Origin of the sequence: Marinobacterium maritimum (assembly GCF_039523155.1) — a bacterium.
In the GTDB taxonomy this organism is placed as follows: Bacteria; Pseudomonadota; Gammaproteobacteria; order Pseudomonadales; family Balneatricaceae; genus Marinobacterium; species Marinobacterium maritimum.
In genome coordinates this window covers 19,472-46,405 of record NZ_BAAAET010000002.1, presented here as the reverse complement: position 1 = coordinate 46,405, position 26,934 = coordinate 19,472, and the positions used below count along the sequence as shown (strand labels likewise).

At 59.3% G+C, this 26,934-nt stretch carries 22 protein-coding genes; 6 read left to right on the top strand and 16 right to left on the bottom strand.

The window, feature by feature from the left end:
- Positions 1-165: 165 nt before the first annotated feature.
- Genes ABD013_RS06615 through ABD013_RS06605 form a run of 3 tightly spaced genes read left to right on the top strand, consistent with a single transcriptional unit; the run spans position 166 to position 3,487 of the window.
- Positions 166-966 (top strand): ATP-dependent zinc protease family protein, encoded by an 801-nt coding sequence (locus tag ABD013_RS06615; protein WP_343804112.1) that lies wholly within the window; start codon positions 166-168, stop codon positions 964-966.
- Positions 963-2,483: an inactive transglutaminase family protein gene (locus ABD013_RS06610; RefSeq protein ID WP_343804109.1), complete on the top strand. Its 1,521-nt coding sequence runs from the start codon at positions 963-965 to the stop codon at positions 2,481-2,483. The genes ABD013_RS06615 and ABD013_RS06610 overlap by 4 nt, the downstream gene beginning before the upstream one ends.
- Complete coding sequence (locus tag ABD013_RS06605) at positions 2,483-3,487, top strand: alpha-L-glutamate ligase-like protein (protein WP_343804106.1); 1,005 nt, start codon at positions 2,483-2,485, stop codon at positions 3,485-3,487. The genes ABD013_RS06610 and ABD013_RS06605 overlap by 1 nt, the downstream gene beginning before the upstream one ends.
- A gap of 30 nt (positions 3,488-3,517) precedes the next feature.
- Here the strand turns inward: ABD013_RS06605 and ABD013_RS06600 are convergent, their stop codons facing one another.
- From ABD013_RS06600 to ABD013_RS06590, 3 genes are all read right to left on the bottom strand, one after another.
- Positions 3,518-4,729: an MFS transporter gene (locus ABD013_RS06600; protein ID WP_343804103.1), complete on the bottom strand. Its 1,212-nt coding sequence runs from the start codon at positions 4,727-4,729 to the stop codon at positions 3,518-3,520.
- 91 nt (positions 4,730-4,820) lie between these two features.
- A complete protein-coding gene (guaD, locus tag ABD013_RS06595) occupies positions 4,821-6,155 on the bottom strand; it encodes a guanine deaminase (protein ID WP_343804100.1) in 1,335 nt (444 codons plus the stop codon).
- 138 nt (positions 6,156-6,293) lie between these two features.
- Positions 6,294-7,265 (bottom strand): ribonuclease Z, encoded by a 972-nt coding sequence (locus ABD013_RS06590; RefSeq protein WP_343804097.1) that lies wholly within the window; start codon positions 7,263-7,265, stop codon positions 6,294-6,296.
- Positions 7,266-7,450: 185 nt separating this feature from the next.
- Here ABD013_RS06590 and ABD013_RS06585 point away from each other — a divergent pair, with 185 nt between their 5' ends.
- Entirely contained in the window at positions 7,451-8,593 is a 1,143-nt protein-coding gene (locus tag ABD013_RS06585) for a DUF5610 domain-containing protein (RefSeq protein ID WP_343804095.1), read from the top strand.
- A gap of 12 nt (positions 8,594-8,605) precedes the next feature.
- Here the strand turns inward: ABD013_RS06585 and ABD013_RS06580 are convergent, their stop codons facing one another.
- From ABD013_RS06580 to mtnK, 4 genes are read right to left on the bottom strand one after another with little or no spacing between them, the layout of a single operon-like run.
- A complete protein-coding gene (locus ABD013_RS06580; RefSeq protein ID WP_343804092.1) occupies positions 8,606-9,529 on the bottom strand; it encodes a 5-oxoprolinase subunit C family protein in 924 nt (307 codons plus the stop codon).
- Positions 9,526-10,215, bottom strand: a complete 690-nt coding sequence (pxpB, locus tag ABD013_RS06575; RefSeq protein ID WP_343804089.1) for a 5-oxoprolinase subunit PxpB — start codon at positions 10,213-10,215, stop codon at positions 9,526-9,528. Before pxpB ends, ABD013_RS06580 begins: the two co-directional genes overlap by 4 nt.
- Complete coding sequence (locus ABD013_RS06570; RefSeq protein WP_343804086.1) at positions 10,212-10,976, bottom strand: 5-oxoprolinase subunit PxpA; 765 nt, start codon at positions 10,974-10,976, stop codon at positions 10,212-10,214. The genes pxpB and ABD013_RS06570 overlap by 4 nt, the downstream gene beginning before the upstream one ends.
- A gap of 27 nt (positions 10,977-11,003) precedes the next feature.
- On the bottom strand, positions 11,004-12,206 hold the full coding sequence (mtnK, locus tag ABD013_RS06565; protein WP_343804083.1) for an S-methyl-5-thioribose kinase: 1,203 nt from the start codon (positions 12,204-12,206) through the stop codon (positions 11,004-11,006).
- 127 nt (positions 12,207-12,333) lie between these two features.
- On the opposite strand from mtnK, the gene mtnA reads away from it, so the two are divergent.
- Positions 12,334-13,350: an S-methyl-5-thioribose-1-phosphate isomerase gene (gene mtnA / locus ABD013_RS06560; protein ID WP_343804080.1), complete on the top strand. Its 1,017-nt coding sequence runs from the start codon at positions 12,334-12,336 to the stop codon at positions 13,348-13,350.
- Positions 13,351-13,559: 209 nt separating this feature from the next.
- On the opposite strand, the gene ABD013_RS06555 is transcribed toward mtnA, so the two are convergent.
- The 9 genes from ABD013_RS06555 to ABD013_RS06515 form a co-directional block, all read right to left on the bottom strand.
- Positions 13,560-14,513, bottom strand: a complete 954-nt coding sequence (locus ABD013_RS06555) for a hypothetical protein (protein ID WP_343804077.1) — start codon at positions 14,511-14,513, stop codon at positions 13,560-13,562.
- Positions 14,510-17,731, bottom strand: coding sequence for a LysM peptidoglycan-binding domain-containing protein (locus tag ABD013_RS06550; protein ID WP_343804074.1), 3,222 nt, complete (start codon positions 17,729-17,731; stop codon positions 14,510-14,512). Before ABD013_RS06550 ends, ABD013_RS06555 begins: the two co-directional genes overlap by 4 nt.
- A 15-nt stretch (positions 17,732-17,746) precedes the next feature.
- Positions 17,747-18,628 (bottom strand): DUF4123 domain-containing protein, encoded by an 882-nt coding sequence (locus tag ABD013_RS06545; protein ID WP_343804071.1) that lies wholly within the window; start codon positions 18,626-18,628, stop codon positions 17,747-17,749.
- A complete protein-coding gene (locus tag ABD013_RS06540) occupies positions 18,625-20,691 on the bottom strand; it encodes a type VI secretion system Vgr family protein (protein ID WP_343804068.1) in 2,067 nt (688 codons plus the stop codon). The genes ABD013_RS06545 and ABD013_RS06540 overlap by 4 nt, the downstream gene beginning before the upstream one ends.
- Before the next feature lie 144 nt (positions 20,692-20,835).
- Positions 20,836-21,384: a 1,2-dihydroxy-3-keto-5-methylthiopentene dioxygenase gene (locus ABD013_RS06535; protein WP_343804065.1), complete on the bottom strand. Its 549-nt coding sequence runs from the start codon at positions 21,382-21,384 to the stop codon at positions 20,836-20,838.
- Between the two features lie 13 nt (positions 21,385-21,397).
- Positions 21,398-22,093, bottom strand: coding sequence for an acireductone synthase (gene mtnC, locus ABD013_RS06530; protein ID WP_343804062.1), 696 nt, complete (start codon positions 22,091-22,093; stop codon positions 21,398-21,400).
- Positions 22,090-22,704: a methylthioribulose 1-phosphate dehydratase gene (locus ABD013_RS06525; RefSeq protein ID WP_343804059.1), complete on the bottom strand. Its 615-nt coding sequence runs from the start codon at positions 22,702-22,704 to the stop codon at positions 22,090-22,092. Before ABD013_RS06525 ends, mtnC begins: the two co-directional genes overlap by 4 nt.
- Complete coding sequence (locus ABD013_RS06520; protein ID WP_343804056.1) at positions 22,701-23,495, bottom strand: amidohydrolase; 795 nt, start codon at positions 23,493-23,495, stop codon at positions 22,701-22,703. The genes ABD013_RS06525 and ABD013_RS06520 overlap by 4 nt, the downstream gene beginning before the upstream one ends.
- Complete coding sequence (locus tag ABD013_RS06515) at positions 23,483-24,631, bottom strand: pyridoxal phosphate-dependent aminotransferase (protein WP_343804053.1); 1,149 nt, start codon at positions 24,629-24,631, stop codon at positions 23,483-23,485. The genes ABD013_RS06520 and ABD013_RS06515 overlap by 13 nt, the downstream gene beginning before the upstream one ends.
- 213 nt (positions 24,632-24,844) lie before the next feature.
- Here ABD013_RS06515 and ABD013_RS06510 point away from each other — a divergent pair, with 213 nt between their 5' ends.
- A complete protein-coding gene (locus ABD013_RS06510) occupies positions 24,845-26,929 on the top strand; it encodes a TonB-dependent receptor plug domain-containing protein (RefSeq protein WP_343804050.1) in 2,085 nt (694 codons plus the stop codon).
- Positions 26,930-26,934 lie beyond the last annotated feature (5 nt).

The window sequence follows — 26,934 nt, the reverse complement described above, 5'->3', positions numbered from 1 at the left end:
GCCGTCCTCCCCACTCTGTCAGAACCACAGCCGCTATAATACCCATCAGGTTTCATCATCTGTTCAGCCGACACACGGCACTATCCGCGCAGATCAAGCCGCGCACGATCACGTCCCTTCCGTGGACACATCCATGCCGGGATTCTGCGCTATGGAGATTTTTCAATGCAACAACGCGCCCTCAAGCTGTTTCGCCCACTCGCTCTGCTGCTGCTGGCGAGTCTGACGGCAGCCTGCAGTCATGACCGCTACCTGTTCCTGGAACGCGCGGAACTGGACCAGCTGAGCCAGCAGCTGTACCAACAGCAGAGCCGCCTGGAAACACTGACGGTCATCAGCCAGCAACAGTTTGATTCACTGAGCCGGGCCCAGCATTTTCAACGCAAGGAACTGCACGACGCACTCAAGGAGCAGAACGAGAAGCTGGACAAGCTGCGCCCGGTACGTGATCGGATACTGCAGGCAAGCGCCGCCCCGAACAGCCCAGAGGCTCCCGGACACTATCAGGGCAAACTGGTAGTCGGTGAAGTGGAAAAGTTCTACCTCGCAGTCCCCGGGCTGATTCTGGATGCCCGTATCGACAGCGGAGCCACCACGTCATCGCTGCATGCCACCAATATCCAGCGTTTCGAGCGCGACGGTGAAAACTGGGTGCGCTTCGATATTCAGAACCCGCAAACCAAGGAAAACATCACCCTGGAACGGGAGCTTTCCCGAAATGCCAGAATCCTCCAGTCCAGCACCGATGGCGCCGAGCGCCGCCCGGTGGTCGAGCTGCCCTTCGTCGTCGGCAACCATCGCCAGACGGCCGAATTCACGCTGAGTGACCGCAGCCACCTGACCTACCCGGTACTGCTCGGCCGCAACGTGTTACGTGATGTCATGCTGATCGATGTGGGCCGTGAATATGTCACCACCTTGCCGGACACCCTCGCCCAGCCCGATGAAGCAGGAGATACACCTTGATCCGCCATTCCAAGACCCCGTTCTATCTGGCGACCCTGCTGCTGATCGCGGCCGGTCTGCTGCTGGCCGTACTGCGCCATATGCAGATGGGTGTGCCCTGGCTGCCAGGCGCGCAACAGCCGGTCTGGCTGGTGGAAGCCCGCATCGACTTTCAGGCCTGGGACGAGCCGGTCAGCGTCAATCTGAACATTCCCGATCAGCCGCCGGGGTTCTACACCCTGACCGAGCAGGCCGCTTCTCCCGGCTACGGCTTTGCGATTACCGAACACCAGGGCGACCGCCGCGCCGAGTGGACCATCCGTGATGCGGCCGGTCCACAGACGCTCTACTTCAAAACCCGCCTGATCCCGGACGACTATGCCAGCGAGCCGGTACTTGAGCCCGGCCCTGTGGAACCGGCCGAAGTCTTCCTGGAAGAACCGGACGCCACGGCTGCACGCGCTCTGCTGCAACAGGCCGAGGCCCGCTCCAGTGATGCCACCAGCCTGACCCGAGAACTGATCGCGCTGCTCAACAGTGCCACGCCGGACCAGAATACCCGCCTGTTGCTCAGCGACGGCGCACTGGCCCCAACCCTGTACCAGCTGCTCAACTTTGCCGGCATTCCCGCCCGAATCGCCGACGGCCTGCAACTTGAAGACGCCCGCCGCCAGCAGAGCCTGCAGCCCTGGCTGCAGATTCATGATGGCGACCACTGGCTGACCTTCAACCCGCGCACCGGCGCTCAGGGCGTGCCGTCCGACGTGCTGCTCTGGCGACAGGCCGACGGCTCCCTGCTGGACGTAACCGGCGGCACCGACTCCGTGGTACGTTTCTCCATGCTGCGTCAGACCGTACCGGCCCTGCAGATTGTCCGCGCCGAGGCCAACGAACGCGCTTTCGGCTCACTCAGCCTCTACCAGTTACCGGTGGAACAGCAGGGCATGTTCCGCATGCTTCTGCTGCTGCCGTTCGGCGCGCTGGTGGTCTGCCTGATGCGGATTCTGGTCGGTATCAAGACCTCCGGTACCTTCATGCCGGTGCTGATCGCCGTCGCTTTCGTACAGACCTCGCTGCTGCCGGGCCTCGCAGCCTTCATTAGCGTTGTCACCTTGGGTCTGCTGATGCGCGGCTACCTGTCCAGCCTCAACCTGCTGCTGGTGTCGCGCATCTCGGCCCTGATCATCCTGGTGCTGGGCATTACCGCCGGGATCAGCATCATCGGTTACCAGATGGGCTTCAGCACCGGCATGACTGTCACCTTTTTCCCGATGGTGATCCTGGCCTGGACCATTGAGCGCATGTCCATTCTCTGGGAGGAGGAAGGCGCCCACGAAGTCATGATCCAGGGCGCCGGCAGCCTGCTGGTAGCGACGCTTGCCTACCTGGTGATGCGTGCGCCGCTGGCCGAGCACATCAGTTTCAACTTCCCGGAACTGCATCTGGTGGTGTTGGGCATCATCCTGCTGCTGGGCCAGTACACCGGCTACAAGCTCACCGAGCTGCGCCGCTTTGCGCCGATGAAGAGGTACCACTGATGTTTGACTGGATCCGCCCGCGCGAGCTGAAACAGCTGGGCATGCTCAGCATGAACAAGCGCAACATCGATTACATCGCCCGCTACAACGACCGCAGCGCCTACCCGCTGGTGGACAACAAGCTGAAAACCAAGCTGATCGTGGATGAGTACGAAGTGGCCAGCCCCAAGCTGCTGCAGGTGGTGCGCGAACAGCACGAGATTGGTCACTTCAGTGAGCAGGTCGCTGATCTGGACGGCTTTGCGATCAAGCCGGCCAAGGGCTCCGGCGGCAAGGGTATCCTGGTGATCACCGGCCGCGAGGGCGACGACTTCGTCAAGCCCTCGGGCAGCAAGGTCAGCCTGGACGAGATCGAACGCCACCTGTCCAACATCCTGGCCGGCCTGTACTCACTGGGCGGCTCACCCGATGTAGCGGTGATCGAGGCGCTGGTGCGCTGCGACCCGCGCCTGGCCCGCTTCTCCCATGAAGGCGTGCCCGACATCCGCATCGTCGTATTCAAGGGCTATCCGGTGATGGCAATGCTGCGCCTGGCGACACACGCTTCCGATGGCAAGGCCAACCTGCACCAGGGCGCTGTGGGCGTGGGCCTGAACCTGGCCAACGGCCATGCACTGAACGCCGTCCAGTTCGACCGCCCGTTGGGCCGGCACCCGGACAACGACCTCAATCTGGCCGATATCCAGATCGACAACTGGCACTACCTGCTCAACATGGCCAGCCGCTGCTACGAGGCCACCGGGCTGGGGTACATGGGGGTGGACCTGGTGGTGGATGAAAGCCGCGGCCCCCTGCTGCTGGAGCTGAACGCCCGGCCGGGTCTGGCGATCCAGATCGCCAACGGCCAGGGGCTGCTGCCGCGACTGAAAGCGGTGGAGGGGCTCAGACGCCCTCATCTGACACCGGAAGAGCGTGTCCACTGGGTGATGACGCAGGCCGGGGCCGAGAATATTCCCGTACCCCAGCGCTCCATGCCGATACTGGAACCCGCCTTCCAGATCTGAGACAACGCGGGCGGGGCGCGCGGACGAACCTTAGAGCAGGCGCGCCACCCGTGTCACCAGCAACACGCCCACCAGCGACAGGCAACCGGTAGCCAGCCAGGTCAGCTGCCAGCCACCGGCCCAGGCCGCCAACGCCCCGATCACCGGCGGGGCCACGAATTGTCCCAACGCTGACAATTGCAGCATCCAGCCCACCGAGGTGGACACTACCGAGCTGTCCGGCGCCAGACGCACCGCCAGCGAGAACAGCACTCCGGGGATCACACCGCTGACCGACGAGAACACCAGTACGGCCGCGTAGCGCAGCCAGGGCAAATCAGCCGTGATGGAAGAAAACGCTGTCCAGGTGGTCAGTGTCATCACGGCGAAGCCGATATACAGCAACTGACGCGCCCCGACGCCAGCATGCAGCAGGCGACCGGAGGCCACGTTGCCGACGACATTGGCCGCCGCCGCAATTGAGGTCAGCACGCCGACCAGAGTGCCTTCCAGGCCGGCCTGAGTATAGATGGAAGGCAGAAAGCCGATGACCGACAACCACTGCCCGGAGTAGGTGGCAAAAATCAGCGCCACCAGCCAGGGCCCGGGGCTGCTCAGCGTCAGTTTGAGGCGCCCCAGCAGTGCCCGCAAGCCCGAAAGGGGGGATCCGCTACGCGGGTTCTCATCAGCCCGGTCCCCCGGCACTGAGACCACTACCCAACCCAGCATCAGCAGAGTGACCGCAGCGATCAGCCACCACCAGCCCTGCCAGCCCAGCTGCTGCATCAGCCAGGGACCGATCAGCAGACCGGTGCCGGTACCAAAGCCCATGTAGCAGCCCCACCAGCCCAGTCGCAGGCTCAATTTTTCAGGTACCACCAACTGGCGAATCAGCCCTGGTCCGGACAGTGTCACCAGCAGGAAACCAAAGCCTTCCAGACCACGCAACAGCAGCAACTCCGTCGCCGAGCCGGCAAACCCGCCCAGCACACTGCTGAGTGTCAGGATAGCCAGCCCCGTCAGGATACTGCGCCTCAGCCCGGCACTGTCAGCCAGCACACCGATCAGCGCGCCACCGATCATGCCCGCCAGCTGAACCAGCGACAGCAGGAACCCCGCCTGCACCAGGCTGACACCCAGTTCCGCCTGCAACACCGGGATGGCCGGCGGCAGTTTGCCGATATGCAGCGCGGCCACGATGCCGGCCAGCATCACCACGATTTCGGGGGCCAGTCCTTTGGGACTGGAGGTTGTTGCGTTCACCGGGGCTCTCCCTGTCTGAAAAAGGCGCCCATTGTACGCCTGCTTTTCGCACGCGCACACAGGGTTGCGCAGGATGAACCGGCGGCCCGGGTCAGGCCTCCTGGCCGTATACAACCGGCCCGACCGGTGTGACCCTGCGTCCCTGAATATTGGTTTCTGCGATCAAGCGATCATCACCCAGCAGAATCAACAGGCTGATCATCTCTTCCAGACTGTCGGCTCGAGCGGTGCGCTCGGCCAGTTCCGGCGTTGCCTCCAGATCCAGCACCAGAAAATCCGCCTCTATGCCCTGACGAAAGCTGCCGATCTCCTGCTCCAGTCGCAATGCCCGCGCACCGCCCAGCGTCGCCAGATAGAACGCCTGCAACACCCCAAGGGGTTCGCCACGCAACTGTTGCACCCGCAGGGCATCGGCCAGCGTCTTCAGCACCGAGCAGCTTGGCCCGGCCCCCACATCGGTGCCCACCGACAGCGGCACGCCCGCCTGCTGCAACGCCTTTAGCGGCATCAGACCCGAGCCCAACAGCAGGTTGGACGACGGGCAGTGCGCCACTGCAGCCCCGCTCTCGCCCAGCCGCTGCTGCTCATCACTGTTCAGGTGAATCGCATGCGCAAACACCGATCCCGGGCGCAGGAAGCCGAACTGGTCGTAGAGATCCAGATAACCCTTATAGCGCGGAAACTCCTGCGCCACCCGTTCGCACTCCTCCCGGGTTTCCGCCAGATGCGTCTGCAGATAGAGGCTGGGGGACTGCCGCAGCCAGTCACGACACAACGCCAGCAGCGCTTCAGAGCAGGCTGGCGCAAAGCGAGGCGTCAATGCATAAGCCAAACGGTCACGCCCGTGCCAGCGCTGAATCAGCCGATCGGTCTCCTCCTGTGCCTGTTCCGGCGACTCGCGCAACGCGTCGGGCACCAAACGGTCCTGCAGCACCTTCCCCGCGATCATACGCAGCCCCAGGTGCTGGGCGTGCTGGAACAGGGCATCGGCGCTCTCTGGCTGCACCCCGGCAAACACCATCGCCGTGGTTGTGCCGTTGCGCAGCATCTCGGCAATGAAGCGGTGGGCCAGCACCTCAGCCATTCCCGGCTGTTCCAGCGCCGCTTCCGCCGGAAAGGCGCGCTGCTCCAGCCAGTCGAACAGCGTCCCGGCCGGACTGGCCGCAACGCTGAGCTGGGGGTAATGGGTGTGAGTATCGATCAGCCCGGGGATCAACAGGCAGCCGCGCCGATCCTCAATCACTTGACCGGCCGGCAGCTGCTGCTTGAGGTCGCAAGCCTCACCCACGTGTTTGATTCTGCCATCCTGGATCCAGAGCAGGCCGTCGGCAACATAATGTATGGCCGCTTCTCCGGCTGTGGTCGGGTCATCCAGACAGTGCAGTATCGATCCCCGCAACACGCGGCTGGTATTGGCAGACTCCATCAGCACCTCCGATCGCAGATCTGGCCTTCATGATGGTTTAACCATAACAGAGCCGAGACCGGTATGCCTTGTTGCACTTAAGCAATTCAGAAAGGTGCGTGAGTCGTCACAGGTCGCCGGCAAAACTCATCCGGGACGTCAGTCCGTTACCCGTTCCACCTGACCATCACGGCGGATGGTATAGGTCTCGAAATCCCGGGCCAGGAAGAGCGTCCCCGTGTAATGCCGCTGCGCCTCGATGCGCAGCTCTTCCACCGACAGGTCACGCTCCCTGCGTGGGTGCAGCAGATAGCGCGGACTGAAATGGGTCAACAACAAGGCAGGCACGCCCGCCTGCTGAGCAAAGCGTGCCACCCGCTCGGCACTGCTGTGTTGCGGCTCCGGCCCGACCTGCTGCAACACCTCCTCGGTGTAGGTTGCCTCATGCACCAGCAGTTGAGCACCACGACAGGCCTCGGCCAACAGCTCAGGCCGGTCATTGTCGCCCCCGACCACGACCGAGCGTGCCGGGTAGGAAGGGATACAGTAATCCGCCCCCTCCAGTTGACGCCCGTCCTCCAGCACCAGGGTTTCACCGCGCTGCAACAGTCCGTACAGCGGTGACGGCATGACTCCCTCGGTCTGCAGGCGCGCCGTATCCAGCTTCGCCGTCACCCGGGCTTCCTGCAGCCGATAGGCCCAGCACTCAGTGCGATGGCTCAATCGCGCCGCCGTAATGCGAAACCCGCCCTGCTCCAACGCCAGCGCCTCGGATACCTCGACAAACCGCAACGGATAATCGATCCGCATCTCGGTATGCTCGATCACCGCCTGCAGATAGGCCCACACCGCTGCCGGCCCGACCAGCGTCAGCGGGTCCGTCCGGCCGTTCAACTGGCAGGACGCCAACAACCCCGGCAAGCCATAGCAGTGGTCACCATGCACATGAGTGATCAGGATGGTATCAAGCTTCAGCGGCGACAGCCGGGTGCGCAGCAACTGGTGCTGGGTCGCTTCCCCGCAGTCGACCAGCACCCATGCCCTCCCCCGCTCCGGTTGAACGGCGGTGGCACTGACATTGCGCTGACGGGTCGGGGCACCGGAGGAGGTGCCGAGGAAAGTGATTTGCATGTGAATGGAGTTTACGTACTATCCGGGCAAAGATCGAACGGCGTCATGCCTCCTCTCGAATCGCGGCCCACCAGTTTTTTTCTGTACGGCACCCCATAACTGTCCGGTCTACATGTGCTCAAGTTATAATCAGCCTTGCCGATAACCCGTCACAAGTCGATCAACCCCAAAGTACCGAGCCCAGCATGAAAATCCACAGCCCCACTACCCAGATTTTTTCACCCCGCCCGCAGTCGGAGATGGTGCAGAGCAACAGCAATGCCTCACCTCAGAAAGCGTCACAGGTACTGCTGGGCAAGCTGGCCGATCAGATCCCGGGCATGACGGCCGAGAAGCTGTCAGGGCTGGATGCCGAGAACTTCACCCCTGACAAGGTGGCCGGTCGCATCAGCGACTTCGTCGCCAAGGGGCTGGATGCGGCGCGGGCACGCGGGGCGTCTGATGAGCGCTTGAACCAGATGTACGAAGCGGCGGTAAAAGGGGTCGAGAAGGGCTTCAAGGAAGCCCGTGACATTCTCGATAACCTCAATGTGCTCAATGGCAGCATCGCCGAGCAGGTGGATGAGACCGAAAAGCTGACCTTCGAGGCACTGGCCGAGATCGCACCCGGCAGCCGTGAGGCGACCGCGCAGGCGGTGATGGGAGCGGCCGAGCGTTACCGCAACGCCGAAGACATGTCACTGACGGTCAAAACCCAGGATGGCGACGAGGTCACCATCAACTTCAGCCGCAACCAGAGCTACGACGCCACTTATGGCGCTGGGGCCGACAGTGAGGGTAATGCGGTCGCCTGGATGGATGTGAGCCGCAGCGAAAGTAGTCAGTACCAGTTCAGCGTCAAAGGGGAGCTGGACGAGGGCGAGATCGATGCGCTGCAGCAGATGATCCGCGATATTTCCGGCGTAGCGGACGAATTCTTTAACGGTGATGTGCAGAAGGCGTTTGATCAGAGCGCCGATATCAGCTTTGATGCCAGCGAACTGCAGTCGATGGAGCTCAACATGAGCTACAGCCGCAGCTGGGCGCAGGCCAGCACCTATGAGCAGGTCGGCAGCCTGGAACAGCCTCAGGACAAACCAGGGCTGCGCCTGGGTCAGCTGATGAAGGACCTGGCCGAAAGTGCGGGCGCACCCTCACTGGGCTTCCTGCAGTCACCGGCTCAGGCGGGTCGTGATCTGATGAACGGTCTGGTGGAGCAGGACAGCCGCTTCACGGATGCGCTGAAGGAGCTGCAGGACAGCTACCGCGACAACCTGAAACAGCTGCTGGATACCGTTCTGCCGATCCACGCGCCTGAAGCAGTAGCTGAACCTGAAAGCGACAGCTGATCAGGCGCCTGATCAGATACCAAAGAAGCGATAAAATCGCTGCAGCTCCAGTTGCGCCTCATGCAGCGGCATGGGTGCAAAGCGCACTTCGGTATTCGGCTGGCGTTGTGACAGCATGAACGCATCCAGCGCGAACACCGTACCCAGCTTGGGATACCCCCCGATGGTCTGTCGGTCCTTGAGCAGGATGATCGGCTGGCCATCTCTGGGCACCTGCACGGCGCCAAAACTGATCCCTTCCGAGATGATGCCATCGGCCAGTGGATGCAGCTCGGGGCCTGACAGTCGCACGCCCATGCGATCGCTCTGCGGACTGATCTGATAGGCCTCGCGGTAGAAACGCGCCAATTCCTCGGCCGGGAAGAGCTCCCGCTGATGCCCCTCGATCACCCGCAAAGTCAACGGCTGTGCATAGTCCGGCAACTGGCCGGGACTGATGGCAACCGTGCTCTGCTGCGGACTGGTGCTACAGGGCAGCAAGTCGCCGGCGGCCAGTTTGCCGCCCTTGCCATCCAGCCCGCCGACCCGTTCGCGCATCACCGTAGCCACCGAACCGAAGGCCGGCTCGATATCGAATCCATCCTGCACCGCCAGATAGGCGCGCACACCGCTTTTGGGATAACCGAACGTCAACCGGTCACCGGGCTGCAGGTTCAGTGTCTGCCAGCTCGGTACAGGAGTACCGTTGAGTGTCGGCTGCAGGTCGGCGCCGGTGATGGCGATGCGAGTAGCGACTTCCGCCTCCAGCTGCAGACCACCGAAGCTGATCTCCACCGCCGCCGCACCAGGTTTGTTGCCGAGCAGACGGTTGGCCCAGAGATAGGCGTGTTCATCCGCCGCACCGCCTGTGGATAACCCCAGATGTTGATAACCGAAGCGCCCCAGGTCCTGCATCAGCGAAAGAATACCGGGGTTGAGTACACGCAATCCGCTCATTCAAGTTCGCCTCCGGCCGCCAGAAACTCGGCCTTCGAAATGGAGACAAAACGTACCCGGTCACCGGCCTCAACCGGGCAAAGCCCGGCCAGCGCCGGGTCGAACATTTTAACCGGGGTGCGCCCCAGAATATTCCAGCCACCGGGGGTCGCGACCGGATAGACCGCGGTCTGCTGATCGGCCAGTGCCACGGAGCCGACCGGTACCCGGGTTCTGGGGGTCTCCAGCCGCGGCGTGCGCAGCGCCGGATCAACCTGCCCCATATAGGCGAAACCGGGGGCAAAGCCGATGGCAAAGACGTGATAGTCACGGGCCGTATGCAACCGGATCACTTCATCGGTGCTGATGCCGTGCAGCCGCGCGACCCGTTCCAGATCAGGCCCCACTTCGGGATCGTAGTAGACCGGAATCTCGACCCGGCGACCGGTTTCGGCCCGAGTCACCTCCAGCGTCGACAGCCGTGCATTGATCTTCTGAACCATGCCCGCGAAATCAGTCCGCAGCGGGTCGTAGACGACCATCAGCGTGGTATAGGACGGCACCAGGTCGCGCAACTGGTCACTCAACTCAGCAGCGATCAGATCCGAAGCTGCACGGATCAACGGCACCAGCGTCTCGTCGATCTGCTGGCCGAAACGGATGATCAACGCATCAGGACCGGCGTTTTCGATACTCCAGTGGATCATGCATCCTTGCCTGTATAGAGCCTGTCCAGTGCGGCACGGATATGCTGCACCGCCTGCACCGACTCGGCGTTGTCGCCATGGACGCAGAGGGTATCGGCCGCCAGCGCGACCTCGGCGCCATCGAGCGTCGTCACCACACCCGCTTCAGCCAGCCGCAGCGACTGCTGCAGAATGCGCGCTTCGTCATGATAGACCGCACCGGCCACCGTGCGCGGCACCAGAAAGCCGTGCTCATCATAGGCGCGGTCGGCAAAGGCCTCGAACATCAGCAATGCACCGAATTCCTCGGCGATCGCCTTGACCGCACGGTTGTCGGCGGTGGCCATCAGCATCAGCGGCAGGGTGCGATCATATTGAGTCACGCCCTCCAGCACGGCGCGCAGGATATCGTGATCCCGCATCATGTCGTTGTACATCGCCCCGTGCGGTTTGACGTAGCTGACCTTCATGTCGTGGGCCCGGGCGATGCCATCCAGCGCGCCGATCTGGTACTGGACCATCGCCACGACTTCCTGCGGGTGGCACTGCAGGCTGCGCCGCCCGAAGCCGACCAGGTCCGGATAGCTCGGATGGGCGCCGATCAGCGTTCCGGCATGCTTGGCCAACAGCACCGTACGGGTCATGGTCACCGGATCTGAGGCATGGAAACCGCAGGCGATGTTGGCCATGTCCACCAGCGGCATCACCTGTTCGTCCAGCCCCATATTCCAGGGGCCAAAGCTTTCGCCCATATCGCAGTTGAGCAGCAGTCGTTTAGCCATCAATCGTACGCACGTCTCTTTCGGTTATCAGTCGTTGAGCTGGCAGATCAGGTCCACCAGTGCTTCCATCGAGTTGATCCGGGTACGCTCCATGATCAGCTCGCGGCCCAGGTGCAGTGCCATCGCTTCCGCCTGCGCGCGCTGGTGTTCATCGTCGATCATGTCCAGATCGGCTACGTGCGCCAGACCGATGGTACGGCGGATCAGCTCGGTACCCGCATAGCCGAGGCTATCATGCCAGATCTGCAGCAGACGGCGCTGCTGCCAGTGCTCGTTCTGCAGCGTCGGGTCAGTGGTGGCTTCGCGCATCAGGCGACTGAATTCGCGGCTGAAGTGGTGCCAGAGCTTCTCCAGCTGCACCAGCAGCCAGTCGCGCCAGGCTTCGCGCTCCGCCTCGTCACCGGCCAGACGCTGCTGACCACACCAGTTGAGCAGCAGGTTGCCGATCAGGCTGCCGACATCGAAGCCGATCGGGCCGAAGTAGGCAAACTCAGGGTCGATCACCTGGGTGCTGGTTTCGGTGACAAAGATGGAGCCGGAGTGCAGGTCGCCGTGCAGCAGAGCCTCGGCACGGTTGAGGAAGGCGTACTTCAGCTCGGCCACTTCCACCTTGAGCAGATCGTCCTGCCACAGTGCTTCAGCCACCGGACGCAGCGGCGGATTGATCGCGTTGCGCTCGTGGTCACAGAAGGGGTCGAGGAAAAACAAGTCTTCGGTGATCTTGCACAGATCCGGGTTGATGAACCGCTTCACCAGATCCTTCTTCTGGTGCGCATCCAGATGCATATCGCTGGTGTGGAACAGGGTTCGTGCCATGAACAGGCCCAGATGTTCCGCCAACTGCGGCAGCTTGCGGCGGGCGATCAGCGCATGGCGCAGGTTCTGGTGATCACCCACGTCTTCCATGATGATCGCGGCCAGCGGCTGTTCGTAGTGGTACACCTCAGGCACCCAGTCGCCGGCATGTTCGGCCTCCAGCACCAGCGCCTCGGCCTCAATGCGATTGCGGTCCAGCGACAATGGCCAGCCCTCGCCGATGATACGCACGTAGGGCAGCGCCTGCTTGACGATCACGCTGGCACCACCCGGCTCGGCCACTCGGTAGACGAAGTTGATGTTGCCGTCACCGATCTCGCTCACCTTGAGCACGGCATCCTCGGCAAACAGGCGGGTATGGCGGCGTACAAAGGCGATGATCGCCGCATCATCATGGAATTTGTGTTCGATCATTGTTGTTCTGTTCATGAATGGATGATGACCGCATTCTGACAAAAAACCGGCCCAGTGTTCAGACTCTTTTCAGATATTCCTATAACCCTTAAGCTCTGCGGTTTTGAATACTGCCGAGAACCGGGCCATGAAAGAGCTGATCTCCACCGCACTGCGCTACCAGAACGACCGTCTTGAACTGCTGGACCAGCACCAGTTGCCGGACCGCGAACTCTGGCTGCACTGCGACTCGGTAGAGGCGATGGTGACGATGATCCGCAAGCTGCAGATCCGTGGCGCACCGCTGATCGGTATCGGTGCTGCCCTGCTGCTGGCCCATCTGGCCGAGCAGGGCTGGAGCGAGGCACAGCTGCGTGAAGCCGCTGCGACCCTGCGCGAAGCCCGCCCCACGGCGGTCAATCTGATGAACTGCCTCGACCGCATGCTGGCAGTGATCGACCAGGGCCCGGCCGCGCTGGTCGCCTGTGCCGAAGGGCTGTTCGAGGAAGACGTCGCCCTGTGCCAGCGCATGTCCGAGTTCGGTGCCGAACTGCTGCCGGAAGGTGCCCGGGTACTGACCCACTGCAACACCGGCAGCCTGGCCACCGCCGGCGCCGGCACCGCCATCGGCGTGATCGCCGAAGCCTTCCGCCAAGGCAAGCTGAGGCATGTCTGGGTCGATGAAACCCGCCCGCTGCTGCAGGGCGGACGCCTGACCGCCTGGGAGATGAACCGCCTCGGCATCCCGCACCAGATCCAGTGCGACAGCATGGCCGCCATCCTGATGCGCGATGGCCATGTCGATGCCATCCTGGTCGGCTCCGACCGCATCGCCGCCAACGGCGACTTCGCCAACAAGGTGGGCACCTATAACCTGGCGGTCAACGCCCACTTCCACAAGATACCTTTCTACGTCGTGGCGCCCTGGACCACCGTGGACCCGCACTGCCCCAACGGCCAGGCGATCCCGATCGAGCAGCGCAGCGCCGAGGAAGTAAAAGGCGTCAGCGGCAGCTTTGGCGAGGTGCGCTGGAGCCCGGTGGAGTCGGAGGTGTTCAACCCGGCGTTTGACGTGACGCCCGCTGAACTGGTCACCGGCTGGGTGCTGGATACGGGGGTGTATGACCGCGAAGGGATTGTGAAAGCGATTGCGGAGCGTAAGTGAAGCAGCTTGAGAGCTGGAGATCAGAGTCTTATTAATTGGACCTGATTCACTCAGGATTACCATACGTAATGACGGTTCTCAAAGTACGTGAACCGTCATAAACAAAGGCAGCTCCTTATTCCGTTTTGGAACGGATAGACCGCTCAGCAGTTACTCGCCACTACATCATAACCGCCTGAAGGTATCAGGTGTGCTGACTTCAACTTTTTTCAATGCCAATTACACCTTTCACCAGTCCATTCATGAACCTGATCAGGCCACTTGCGCTTGAATGGGTTGACCATCAAAGTCCATAGTTCCGGCCTGAACAAGAATAACAATGGGAAAGCGATCAGAAAGCCAATGATAGCGCGAGGAAGCCCTTTTTCACGAGCAATGTCATAATTAAATCCACATATTCTTGGTTTCTCACTGACTTCCATCCAAAAGGGAGTATCACTGGTCATATAGCGACGCACATACTCCCAGTAGCCATACACTGGCACATGGCTCCCCACATTATTCAACAAAGGAAGGCGAACATGCTTTCGCCCTGATAGATCGGCATTCACTGCATGTTTCGGGTTAAGCCACAGATCCAGTTCGTACCCATCTTTCAGGTGTCCATACCCCATATGCGTTTTCGCCACGATGACAGCCATCTCACATTCATTCCAAGGGATGCGGTATAGAATGCCTTTATGATAAACGTAGACTTCCTGATTTTCTTTATGGAAACGAACCGGGGTTTCGATGGGCTTAAAAACATCAATGAATGCAACCATAAAAAGTAAGGAAATAACACCTACATCCAGATAATTTGGAGCCCAAGTATCTCCTGCATCTAAAACCATCCATACTTTTACAATAAGCCAGATCAATCCAAAGCATACAGAAAAACATAACCCCGTGCCTCGTCCATGGACAGAGTGTATCCGCATATCCAGATAGTCCTTATGCCCCCCAGCAGAATAGGCATCAAAGTATTCTCCCATACTCTCAGCATCTTTTCGGGTATAGGCAAGATCCACCCTTTTATTGCCCGGCTGTAGCGGTTCTATCTGCAAGAAGCTACCCAAGGGATAATTCTTGGCCGCATGTGCCGTTGTATAAAAATGAGGAATATAACCAAAGTCCTCCGGTCCTACCCAATGCCCCGGTGCAATCTGTCTGATCTCGCTCATGCATGCTCCTTATGCAACTCGAATGCTTCCAGTTCTGTCTGACTGCGCCAGAATTCAAAAAAGGACTTGTTATCGTCAATTGTGATTTTCGGATACTTCAGAACCACCGGATATCCCACTGGCTTATGGTACTCCAGTGCTAGCTCATAACCGACATAATCATACTTCAAAACTGCTTCATCAATGGTTAGGCTAAGCCGGGCCAGGTTATCACTCAGCATCTCCATTCGCCCGTCCAAACGGTTAACTTGCCATTGATTCTCCCGCGAATGGCTTAACAACAAGGTCTTCTTATCGTTCTCTATCACGCCTTGAAAGAGTACCCTGATATCGCTGGTCAACGGAATGAAGCCTGGCAGTAAAATTTGCAACCGGTAGCGACTTAGGTCTCCTTCTTTTTCCAGCTCAATCAATTGTGGTATCGGCCGAAACAGGGCATCACTAAAGGCGCTCATTTCAGACTTAATCGACTTAATGACCTCCATATCACTCCCGGATGCATTGCTGAAGTATTTCAGCCGCTCACTCAAAGAGCTGTCGCGTAAACGACCACTATAACGATACTGAGCACGCCCCCATAAAGAGCCTTTCAACAGCAGCTCGGTGAGATCATCCGCCACCATCAGTCTCAGTAACTCTACCGCCAAGGCGGTCAAAGCCAGTATCACCGCCAGTACTGCCATGACTGGCGCTGCAGCTGGCACCAAAGCTGCCAGCCCTACTACCAGAGCTGCGCCATTTGCAACCATCGACATTATCGACAGGGCCTTGGCACCCGCGTTCTGGCCATCTTCCCAATCCTTGTACCCCTGTAACCCACTACCAGTAAACGCCAGCAAATTTCCGACTACAGGGAGCCATCGAAAAAAACCACGTGTTATAGTCGTTACTCTCCGGCCTATTCTTTCTCTGGTTTCTATAGTTTGGGCGGCTTTATAACCCAGTTCTTCTGTGGCTTGACCTAAAGAATCTCTTACTTTATTACCAAGTAACTCTGCACCTTCCCCCTTCATAAACTCCTGAAAAACCTTCTCAGCTCCTTTCGATCCAAACCTGGCTCCTGCAAATTGATCAATTGCTGCAAAGGACGCTGTTGCAACCGCTACGAAAGAATTTATTCGATCATATCCGGCTTTAGCCATACCGTCTTTGTCCACTGTGCTTGTTATCTGCGAAAAGTTATAAACCTGAACCAAAACAAATAACCCTACCGTACCTTTTTGCACCGATGGGCTGAAAGCCTTCTCAGTGCTACGATACAGCTTCATGACCGCGCCCTTTTCCTCCAACATACCGCTGCCCAATACCATCTTGGCCAGATAACGGGCTTGCCTGTTCGCAGTGCCAGTTGTGCTTTTATCCGGTTTAGCATGTTGATCAAGGTCGTACAGCGACAGGGTGTGGCTGGTGGTTTCTCGAATGGGAGTCTTGACTATATTACCGGTCGCAGTGGCCACCATTACCGCATAAGAGACCTCCAGATCGAAGATGACATCGCCCAGATTGGCATTTACCAAACGGTATTGGTATCCGTAACGCAGCGTCAGAAGGGTATAGGTTTCCGTCCACACCAAGGCATTTACCGCACCTTCCAGACTGGTCTCGACCAAAGGAACCGCCAAAGTCTGTACCAGCATGTCGGTCGCCAGCGTAGCGGGCATGCCGCCATTATTCAGAAGGGCTTGTCGTGCCTGCACCATGGAATGGACAGAGGAGTCATGGTTACTGGTCCCGTTCAATTCTTTCAACCACTTGGAGCCTTCCAGAGTTGCTTTCCAGGCGAAACCAAGTGCCGATATCAGATGGGCACCTGCCCCGTTCTCCTGCGTCTTTTTCCCCTGAGCCTGCGCCACCAGAGTCTCGACCCAGCGATTGCGTAGCTGTACCCCCCGGTCGGTGGCTTCGATATTGTTGGTCATCGCCACCACCAGCGCTTCTTTCAGAGACACTTGCTCGGCATCCGTGTCGTCAAGCCAGGCTAGGGCACGATCCAGCTGATCATGCTCCAGCCAGGTGAGCCAATCTTCAGCCAAGGCTTCCAGGGTTGCCTTGAGCTTTTGTAACCCTGCTTCCTGGTTGGTCAGATATTGTTCCATTTCCTCAAGGTAAAGCAGCTTGCCCAGCTCTTCCCGGCGATCAGCTTCAGCCTCATTCCTGCGCTCATCCACCGTTTCTTGATCGAAATAGGTGGTATACCCTTCTTTTTGATGGTAATAGGAAGTCCTGACTTTATCCCTTGTCTTCTGCGCCTCGTTATCTATCAGGTGCTTTGTCAGCCTTGCCATCTGCACAGGGTGCTGGCTACTTCCTATAGACGACATCACCGTTTCATAAGCGATGGAGAACTCACGGCACAAATCACTGGCGATGCCCACAGCATCGACCAGGCATACAACAAAGTGATTGTCAGGCGTCTGCACTTGATAGGGGGCGACCAAGCCCGCCAAATCACTAATTGGCTCCAGCGCCTTGGCACTCCACTGCAAGAGAGTGCTGCGAGCTTTCACTTCAGCCAGCAGGGCTTCAAGGTCAAACAGGGGGCTCGTATCAGGTGCGTTGCCACAGGCAGCAAGTGAAAAGTCAATTCGCTGACCCAGAAGGGAAATAAGGTCAGGATAAGCTTCCAACCCTCTCAACCTGAGATCGGTTAACGGCTCGGTCGTCAGCCACATTACGACACGACTGTCTTTGCCCTGCTTCAGCAAAGGTAATGTCGCGCTTACTTCATCAGGCGGGGTTCCAAAAACACAACGTCCACTCTCGGCTATTCCATTCTGGTATTGCACCTCCAGCAAGTAGCTGTCGTCCCGGTTGTAGAGGTACACCGTATGATCATCGAGTTCACGCCCGATATAATCATGCTCACTCAGTGCCGGCATCTGTGCGCCTGTTTCCAGGCTATCCGGAAGCGCTATACCAGTGCCTTTATCAGACACTGCATAACATATTGGCTTAATGGTGAACCATTCCTGTTGCAGAGGGCAGGACTGGACAACTTCATTAACCTCAGTTGGGCTGGTCGCATCAGCATCATTGGTTGCTGGGTCATCGATGCCAGAGACCTTGACGATATCGTCCGGTATTTCGAGAGAGTCACCTGATCTTATGAAATTGCGATCCGCTATGGTTGGGTTGGCCTTGAGCAGTGCCTGAACAGTCGTTCCAAATTGACTGGCAATCTGAGTCAATGTATCGCCAGACTGAATGGTGTAGTTCATGCCATCACATCCTTGTTAATGAGCATATTGACGGGACAAGAAGTCTGCCTCAGCAAGACGAACCGATAATGGCCCAGCCCCTCGTTTTAGCAGTTTGGCTATTTCGGAATATTTTGAGTTCTCATCCCTTAGATCGCCGAGCCTGCCAATTATATTGAGATACCGTTTGGCCGAGCGCTCATCGCTCGCTCCCAGCTCAATCAGTTCCTGCAGGTGAACACTTACCCACTGATGTTTTGCCACACGCCCTGTCGGCAACCTGTGAGGATAAAATTTCTCCATGTGTGCCAGCAGGCGGAGCTCCGTATAAAAACGGGCGGCATCAGAGAGCCCCTGCCACTCCTGGTCCGTAAAAATTGAGCCTGTATTCGAACATTCCAGATCAGCCTTCAGCTGCTGCGGGATACCATGCCAGTAATGTTCATGTACAACATCCGGTAACCAGAGCTCTTCTATCGGTCCCAGCCATGCCTGTTGCCTCTCTAGAGTCGTGGAGTCCAACAAATGCTTAAATACAACTGGGTCAAATAACCGAGCAAGTGCCCCCTCCAGCCCCTGAGGCTCGCAGGCCATCAGGTTTTGCCAAAAGTTGATCAACATCTCCATGTCCACGTTCGACTTGAAGATCAGCCCGAAACGCCATGCACTTTGTTGCTGTGCCCATCGCTCGATATCCGGGTGATAGCTGATCAGAACCGGGGCGATCTCATGAAGCTCATGCCAGCGTGAACAACTGAACAGGTTGAAATGCTGCAGCTTCGCATCCTGCAGGCAAAACAGCCGAATGAGTTCGGGCTCCAGTCGTTCAATAAGAGCACCATCCAGGATCATCCAGTGCTGTTCCAGACACGCTCCCTGATAGAAAACTTCATTTTTCCAGGCTGTAAAGAGACTCACTGGCTGATCTCCTGCGTACAGATCTGACAAATTGGGATGCCTTTGACAGCGGCACTTACCAAAGCCCTTTTCTGCTGTTCTATGTTGATCCGTACAGATTCATCCGGCACCTCCGGCGCTTCCACCCCATGCGGCAACAGGGCCCTGCGTCCTCCATATCCGGAGCCCTTGCCAGCGCTGCCGCCGGAGTTCAGGTCGATGCCGGGGCCAACGATATGTACCCCGGCGGGGTCGATCTTGATGAAGCTGCCCCCGGCCTTGAGGGTGATTTCGCTGCCGGCTTCCAGCACCACTTTATGGCCTGCCTTCAGATGGATCTCTCGGCCGCTGGCAAGCGTGGTGTTGTTACCGACCTTCTGATGCAGGGAGGCCTCCACGTCGAGGCTTTTGTCCTGCTGGACATGCTCCCGGCGCTCGCCGTCGACGCGCAGGTGGTCATTGCCGAGGATGCGGCTGAAGCGGTCATGCTGGACTTCCAGGTGCCGGTCGTGGCCGATCTGGGTGCTCTGGTCGTGCAGGATTTTTTCGTTCAGGTCCTTCTGCGCATGCAGGTAGATCTGCTCTTCGCCGGCCCTGTCTTCGAAGCTCAGTTCGTTGAAGCCTCGGCCCTTGTGGGTCTCGCTGCGCAGCACGGTTTTGGTCTTGTGATCGGGCAGGCGATAGGGGGTCTGGTTGGTGGCGTGGAAGACACGCCCGGTGACGATCGGCTGGTCGGGGTCGCCGTTGAGGAAGGAGACGATCACCTCATGGCCGATACGCGGGATGGCGAGGCTGCCGTACTGGGCACCGGCCCAGCCCTGGCTGACGCGAACCCAGCAGGAGCTGTGTTCATTGCCGTTGCTGTAGCGATCCCAGGGGAAGTGCAGTTTGACCCGGCCGTGTTCGTCGCAGTAGATCTCTTCACCGTCCGGTCCTACCACGATGGCAATACAGGGGCCGTCAACTTGCGGTTGTGGCTGGGGGCGGGCCTGCCAGTTCGCTTCGCGGGGAATCAGGCGGAACTGGTTGGCGTAGGTGGTGGCGCCTTCGGTACCCTCCTCTTCCAGTGCCTGCGGCTGGGTACCCTGGTGACTGACCTGCACCACCACCCAGTTGCGGTTCATCTCGGCATCCAGGTTGTCGCTCAGATTGAAGCGTACGCCGGCCTGCAGGGCCGGTACGTCGCTGCTGCCGGTAGCCAACCGGGCATCGCGGCGCAGGTATTCCTGGCGAATACGGGTGTAGGCACGGCCGGTGACATCCCGCTTGTGTCGCCCCGGGTAGTCGTAATGCTCGTAGCGATCGTCCAGCTGGTAGTCCATCTCCCGGCCAAATGCCTGCTGAGCAAAGGTATAACCGGGCTGTTTGAAGCTGTAGTCGCGCAGTTCGGTATGGCTGACCTCGGACTGCAGGTGCCAGCTCAGACGGTTGATGAATGGCTGTTCGCTGTGCCCGCCGGAGAGAGCGTTGTGGGTAACGGAACCCGGCAGTTCCGGCAGGCTGCGGCTGTCATCGGTGAACAGCAGCAGATGCTGGTCCATCTTGTGCTGGAAGCTGTACACCAGCCCTTCCTCGGCGGCCAGGCGGTGCAGAAACGCCAGATCCGTTTCGCGGTACTGGACGCAGAACTCGCGCTGCCGGCATTCGCGCCTGACGGCGAAGGCATAGTCTTCGATCCCCATTTCCTGCAACAGGATGGAGATGATCTCAGGTACCGTCTTGAGCTGGAAGATGCGGCTGTTCTGCCGCAGAGACAGGCGTTCCAGCGCCGGTACCAGCACCAGTTGATAGCGTGTGTGATGATGCCCCACATCCCCGCGACTGAAGCGGCGCACGATGCCATGCACATGCTGCACGACCTCGTTATCGCGCAACACCTCCAGCAGTGCGCAGCGGTCCACGAAGTCACGGGCATCCAGGTCCCATTGGCGGCTGGCCAGGTCGATCAGGTAACGAAAACCGTAACAGGGATCGCCGTCATCGGTCTGTGAATCGGACAGGGATTCATATCCCCGGTAGTGGTGAACGCTCAGCGTGCCCGGCTCCAGGCCCTCCACACTGATGCGAAAATGAAGTTGTGCCATCAGGTGTCCCTACCTAAGGTCTTGGTTGTCTGCAGCGTCCGTCCATGGCCGCTGGATGCGCAGGCCCGGTTTCCATATCCGGGCCGGTGGCCGCTATTCTTCTTGAACTGCGACCACTTCGTTTGCTGGCTTTAGCCTAACTGATCAGGCCGCCGGTTCAAAGCGGGGATGGCGGTCGGCGATATCGCTGCCGGTATAGTTCGCCACCCAGCCTTCGGGGTTGTTGAACAGGCGGATCGCGGTGAAGCGCGGCGCCGGGCCCATGTCGAACCAGTGGGTAACGTTGGCCGGTACCGAGATCAGGTCATCCTTGCACACATGCACCTGGTAAACCTTATCTTCCACATGCAGGTAGAACATGCCCTCGCCATCAACCATGAAGCGGACTTCGTCCTCGGAGTGGGTGTGCTCGCTGAGGAATTTCTCGCGCAGTGCCACACGGTCGGGGTGATCCGGCTGCAGGCCCATGACGTCCACGGTGACATAGCCTTCCTCGGTTTTCAGCCGTTCGATCTCCCTGGAATAGGCTTCAAGGATCTCCTCATTGGCCATCCCCGGGGTGATCTCGCGGTCGGCTTCCCAGCGCTCGAAACGCACACCGATACCGTTCAGGATCTGCTGGATCTCGGTAAAGTCGGTGCTGCTGCCGATCAGTTCGGCGCTCTGGTCAGCCAGGATATGGATCGCACTCATGTTGTGCCCGTCCTCAATCAAGTTCTATCTGGTCAAAGTTTTCCACAGCGCTGTGGCGCTCGGCGCCTTCCGGTCGCTCACCACGCACCAGCAGGCAGGTCTGCATGCCGGCGTCTGCCGCGGCATCCAGCTCCTGAACCACGTCGGACAGGAAAAGGATATCGCTGGCCGGCAGGTCGATGGCGGCAATGATGCGCTCATAGGCAACCGCTTCACGCTTGGCACCGGTGGTGGTATCGAAATAGCCGCTGAACAGCGGCGTCAGATCACCGAAATCACTATACCCGTACAACAGCTTCTGTGCCTTGACCGAACCCGACGAAAAGATATGCAGCTGCTTGCCGCTGTCGTGCCAGCGCTTGAGGCCTGCGTACGCATCCGGGTAAAGGTGGCCGGTGAAGTCGCCCTGCTCGTAGCCTTGTACCCAGATCAGTCCCTGCAGCGCCTTGAGCGCGGTTTCCTTCTTGTCCTGATCGATCCAGCCGATCAGGCCACTGGCGATGGCATCCAGGTCGTCGCTCGCGACGCCCAGCGCCTGAGCCGCTTCGGCCACGGCCGGCTCATTCGGGTGGCTGTGGATAAAGTCCGCCATGCGCTCGCGGGCATAGGGGAACAGCGTCTTGTGGACAAAATCGATATCGGTGGTGGTACCTTCGATATCGGTCAGAATGGCGTTGATGCCGTTGAATGTGGTCATGGTTGTACTCACACTTTTGCTCCCAGACGTCGCATCTCCAGCTCACAGGCAAAGAGGAACTCCAGCCCTTCCAGATGACGGCGCGCTTCACTCATGTCGTGGCCCCAGGTATAGAGGCCATGGCCACGAACCAGGAAGCCCCACTCAAGCGGTTCGCCCTGCCAGCGCTGGCTCAGCTCGGCGGCCAGGGCCTGCATGTCCTGGGCGTTATCGAGAATGGCGATACGGATGCTGGCGTCGTGGGTGTGGTTGCCGCTGAGCGACTTCTGCATCTCGTAGCCGCTGATGGTCAGCCAGTCGCCCGCTTCCAGCCGCGACAGCACCGTCGAAGCCACCGAATGGGTGTGCAGTACGGCGCCGATATTGGCATCCAGCTCATACAGACGTGTGTGCAGCAGGGTTTCGGCGGAGGGCTTGAGCAGGCTGGCCTGAGGTTGACCATCAAGGTCTACCTGCAGCAGCTGCTCGGCACCCAGGTGCCCCTTATGGCAGCCGGAGGCGGTAATCAGGGCTTTTTCAGGGCCAAGACGCACGGAGAAGTTGCCGCCGGTGGCCGGACACCAGCCCTGGGCGTCAATCCAGCGACCGGCATCAATGATCTGCTGGGCAGCGGTATCGATCATGCCTGTCCCTCGGTGCCGTCAATCAGGGTAAAGTCGTCCGCGTCCTGCCAGGCCGGGAAGTTGTGGCGGAACTGTTTCAGGTCTTCGCTGTTGAGCAGGCCGGTCTTGATGAACGGTTCGCCGGCCGGGCCGTCCAGCAGCGCCTGCCCCTTGAAGTCCACCAGCAGGCTGTCGCCGCTGTATTCCAGCCCCTTACCATCCTCACCCACACGGTTAACACCGACCACATAGCACTGGTTTTCGATCGCTCGCGCCAGCAACAGGGTGCGCCATGGATGACGGCGCGGCGCCGGCCAGTTGGCGACACAGAGCAGCAGGTCGTAGTCGACACGGTTGCGGCACCAGACCGGGAAGCGCAGGTCGTAGCAGACCTGCGGCAGGATGCGCCAGCCCTTGTACTCGATGATGCTGCGGGGCTCGCCCGCCGCATAGTACTCGTGTTCGTTGGCCATGCGGAACAGGTGGTGCTTGTCATAATGGTGCACCTCGCCCTCAGGCGTGACGAACAGCAGCCGGTTACGGTAACCCTCGTCTTCGATTACCACGCTGCCGCAGATCGCCGCGCCCAGGCTGCGCGCCTGCTGCTGCATCCACGCCAGCGTCGGACCGGACATCGGCTCGGCCACCTCGCTTGGTGACATGGTAAAGCCGGTGGTGAACATTTCGGGCAGCACGATCAGGTCGGTCTGTCCTTCCAGCGGTGCCAGCAGTGACGTCAAACGTTCACGGTTGGCGCTCGGCTGTTGCCAGTCCAGAGGGGTCTGGACCAGGCTGATTCTCAGATTTTGCATAGTCGCTCCGCGGCCTGATCAAGGGTGATTTCGTTTTTGGCAAAGCAGAAGCGCACCAGCTTCATCTCCGGCGGCTGCTGGCAGAACACCGACAGCGGAATCGCCGCCACGCCGGCATGCTCGATCAGCCAGAGCACGAATTCGGTATCGGGCAGGTCACTGATGGCACTGTAGTCCATCACCTGGAAATAGGTACCCGCCGCCGGGGTGAAGCTGAAGCGGCTGTCCGCCATGTGCGCGTTGAAGCGATCCCGCTTGGCCTGATAGAACGCCGGCAACACCTGGTCATGTTCAGGGTCTGCGTTCAGGTAATCGGCCAGCGCCAGCTGCATCGGCGTGCTGGTGCTGAAGGTCAGGTACTGGTGAATCTTGCGCAGTTCAGCCGTCAGCGGTGCCGGGGCCACGCAGTAGCCGATCTTCCAGCCGGTAGTGTGATAGGTCTTGCCGAAGGAGGATACGACAAAGCTGCGCTCGGCCAGGGCCGGATAGCGGTTGATGCTCTGGTGCTCGGCACCGTCAAAGACGATGTGCTCGTACACCTCATCCGCCAGCAGCAGGATATCGCTGCCAGCCACCAGCTCGCTCAGCGCCTGCATGTCGGCGGCTGTCAGCGTCTCCCCAGTGGGGTTGTGTGGCGTGTTGAGGATAATCATCCGCGTTTGCGGCGTGATCGCCCGAGCAACGGCGTCCCAGTCGATGGCGAAGCTTGGCGGCGCCAGCTGCAGATGCACCGCATGACCACCGTTGAGCGTGATCGCCGGATCGTAGCTGTCATAGGCCGGATCGAACACGATGACTTCATCGCCTGGCCTCACTACCGCCGAGATCGCTGCAAACAGGGCTTCCGTGGCTCCAGAGGTGACTGTCACTTCAGCAGCTGCATCAACGGTACGGCCGTAGCAGCGCTCGACCTTGGCGGCAATCGCTGCGCACAGCGAAGGCACACCGCTCATCGGGGCATACTGGTTGGCGCCTTGGCGGATATAGTGATCAACACGGGCCAGCAGAGCTTCGGGGCCATCAAAATCGGGAAAGCCCTGGGAAAGATTGATCGCCTGATGGGCTTGCGCCAGCGCAGACATCTGCGTGAAGATCGTAGTACCGACCCTCGGCAACTTGGTTTCGGGGTAATGCATGGCGGACTCGGCAAATGATAGAGGTCAAATAGTACCGGACAGAGCCAGATCCGCTCAACAAATGCTCTGGTCTAACCAGGCACGAAAGGTAGAATGTCGAATGCTGGATTGGATTCTGGAGCACAACGGTTTCATCATCGAGGCCGCCATCCTGGCCTTGGTCGTGCTGTATGTAGGACTGAAAATCAAATAATCATCTTTCCCGGAGCTGGAATGATTTCTCGTGGATCGCGATGCCCGCTGTATCTGGCCACCCTGCTGGGCCTTGGACTGAGTGCCCTGCCCTCTCTGGCATCTTCAGAAGAGCTGTACCTGAGCGAAGAGGCGTTTCTGGCCGATATCCCCGAAATCACCTCAGCCACTCGGCTGTCCCAGCGCCTGACCGAATCACCGGCCTCCATCAGCATCATCACTCGCGACATGATCAGCGCCTCCGGCGCCCTTAATGTGCCTGACCTGCTGCGTCTGGTGCCGGGTTTCCAGAGTTTCCATGTCAGCGCCAACAAGTTTGCCACCACCTACCACGGCGCCAGCGACAACTTCCCGCGCCGGCTGGAGGTGATGGTGGATGGCCGCTCGGTCTACCTGCCCCTGCTGGCGACGGTCGACTGGACCTCTCTGGGACTCAACCTGCAGGATATCGAACGGATCGAAGTGGTACGCGGTTCCAACGTGCCGACTCAGGGCTCCAACGCGTTCATGGGCTCTATCAATATCATCACCCGGGAACCCGCTGCCGAACAGGGTGGCTATGTCAGCGCCACTGCCGGCAGCATGGACACTCGCAACCTGCAGTTCGGCCACTCGGATTCGCTTGGTCTGTGGAGTTACCGGCTTTCCGGTGGCCATGAGCAGAATGACGGTACCGACCTCTTTAGCGACAGCCTGACACGCAACTATCTGAGCGTCAGCGGCAGCTATACCCCCACCCTGCAGGAGACCCTGTGGCTGCAGGCCGGCATCGATCGCGGCCATACCCATGTCGGGCAAGCCGATAAGCTGGTAGAGCAATACCACCGCCGAGACCACAGCGCCAATTACCAGTCGATCAAGTACCAGAACCTCTATTCCAATACCGGAACACTGCAGCTAACGGCCTACCATAATTATCTGGACCTTGAGACACCGGTCACCGACTTTGCAACGGTCAGTGACTTTCTGAGTGACGGCCTGGGGTTTGAGCCCCCCGCATCACTGGTGCATGAATTTATCGCTCTGAACAGGCCCCGGGAGGACGCTGAACACGGCACCACCCACACCTATGATGCCGAATTGCAGCTCACCGAGCAGCTAGATCAGCTGGATCTGGTCAGTGGCCTTGGCTACCGCCGTGAATCGGCCGAAAGCGATGTTCTGTTGCAGAGCGGCAAGGTTTCCGAAGAGCGCTGGCGACTGTTCAGCAATCTGAACTGGCAGCTTGCGCCGTCCTGGAACCTGAGCACCGGCTTCATGTATGAAGACAGTTCGGAAGGCTCCGACACTTTGTCTTACCGGCATGCGCTGGTACACAAACTGAACGCACAAAGCAGCCTCCGGCTTGGTTACTCCATCAGTGAACGCCTGCCCTCCCTGCTTGAGCGCTACAACAACAACAATATCTACGCGCCCGCATCCCTGTCACCGGACAATAAGGTCTTCGTCTACGACTATGACAAGGCCGCCAATCCGAATATCGGCACAGAAAAAATCACAACCTACGAATTGGGCTATTACCAGGCCTTCCGAAAATCTCAGGGACACCTGGATCTGCGCCTTTTCCGGGAACAACAGGAACGGATGATCGGCAGCTACTACGTCTATGCGGACGAAGTAGACAGCCGAACCCGCGTCGGGCTGAACAGCAACAACTTCAGCTGGGAGAATCGCGGCGTAGAACTGCAACTGAAACGCTACTTCGGCGATCAGTTCTTTACCGTGGTCAACTACGCCTATACCAACACCCTCATCGACCCCTGGGTCACCAACAAGGACCTGAATGGCGCAACCATCGCTTTCGAGGATGCCGTTACTCCAGAACACACCGCCTCATTAATGCTGAACTGGCAACCAACCGTTGACCTGAACCTGAGCTTAATGCACTACTATATGGATAGTGTTGACTGGTTCGAGGGCGGCGTGCGCGACAGCTATCAGCGTACCGACCTGCGCGCGGCCCAGCGTTGGGCCATCGGTCCAGGGAGCGAATTGGAAGCGGCTCTGACAGTGCAAAATGCGTTTGGCCCGACCTATGCGGAGTTTTACGAGTACAACCTGTTCGACCGCCGGGTCTGGCTGCAATTGATGCTCAGGTATCATTAATCCGG